1 protein-coding gene is annotated in these 1,346 nt (G+C 62.9%); it reads left to right on the top strand.

Annotation, left to right across the window (positions count from 1 at the left end):
* A partial coding sequence (locus tag EN884_RS07480; RefSeq protein ID WP_245491906.1) for an oligopeptide/dipeptide ABC transporter ATP-binding protein occupies positions 1-1,346 on the top strand: 1,346 nt, incomplete at both ends.

Genomic DNA, 1,346 nt, shown 5'->3' with positions numbered 1-1,346 from the left:
TGCGCGACCTCTCCAACATCGGGAAGATCGTCGGCGGCAAGATCAAGTTCCAGGGCAAGGACATGGGCGAACTCTCCGACGAGGAGTTGCGTTCCATCCGCGGCAACAAGATCGCCATGATCTACCAGGAGCCGATGGCGAGCCTGAACCCGGCGATGAAGGTCGGCCAGCAGCTGATGGAAGTGCCGCTGATCCACGACAAGGTGTCGAAGGAAGAGGCCTATAAACGCGCCCTCGATATGGTGCGCTCGGTCAAATTGCCCGATCCCGAGCGTATGATGCGCTCCTATCCGCACCAGCTCTCCGGCGGCCAGCAGCAGCGCATCGTCATTGCCATGGCGCTGCTGTCGAAGCCGGCGCTGCTTTTGCTCGACGAGCCGACGACGGCGCTCGACGTGACGGTGGAGGCGGGCATCGTCGATCTGGTCAAGGGGCTGGGCGAGAAGTTCGGCACGTCGATGATCTTCGTGTCGCACAATCTCGGCCTGATCCTGGAAACCTGCGATCGCATCACCGTGATGTATTCGGGCGAAGCGGTGGAGACCGGCAAGATCAAGGACGTGTTCGACCGGATGCGCCACCCCTATACGCAAGGGCTGTTCCGCTCGATCCCGCTGCCGGGCGCCGACAAGAACTCACGGCCGCTGATCTCCATCCCCGGACAGCTGCCGCTGCCGCACGAGCGGCCCAAGGGCTGCAATTTCGGCCCGCGCTGCCACCATTTCGTCGAGGGTGTCTGCAACGCCGCCGAAATCCCGATGATCGAGGTCGCTGGTCATGAAGGCCATTTCTCGCGCTGCGTGCGCTTCAACGAGATCGACTGGGAAGCGCTGCCACCCGGTGCCAAGAAGGTCAATGAGCGCGTCATGCCCGGCGCGCCGGTGCTCAAGATCGAGGACCTCAGAAAATATTACAGGGTCGGCGGCAGCGAGGTGTTCGGCTCGAGCGAGGGCCGCGTCGTCAAGGCCAACGAGACGATCTCGTTCATGGCGCGCGAATCCGAGACGGTCGCCATCGTCGGCGAATCCGGCTGCGGAAAGTCGACGCTGGCCAAGGTGCTGCTCGGGCTGGAGACGGCAAGTGCCGGCACGGTGACGCTGGGCAACACGGAAATCCAGTCGACGGGGATCGACAAACGGAGCGTCGACACGGTGTCGTCGATCCAGATGGTGTTCCAGAATCCGTTCGACACGCTCAATCCCAGCCATTCGGTCGGTTCGCAGATCATCCGCACGCTGGAGAAGTTCAATGTCGGCAAGACGGTTGCCGATCGCCGCAAGCGGATGCTGGAGCTGCTCGACCTGGTGAAGCTGCCGCGGGCATTCGAAACCCGCAAGCCGCGTCAG

This window comes from Mesorhizobium sp. M7A.F.Ca.AU.001.01.1.1 (assembly GCF_004022735.1).
GTDB lineage: Bacteria > Pseudomonadota > Alphaproteobacteria > Rhizobiales > Rhizobiaceae > Mesorhizobium > Mesorhizobium ciceri.
This window is presented reverse-complemented; position numbering and strand designations above follow the sequence as displayed.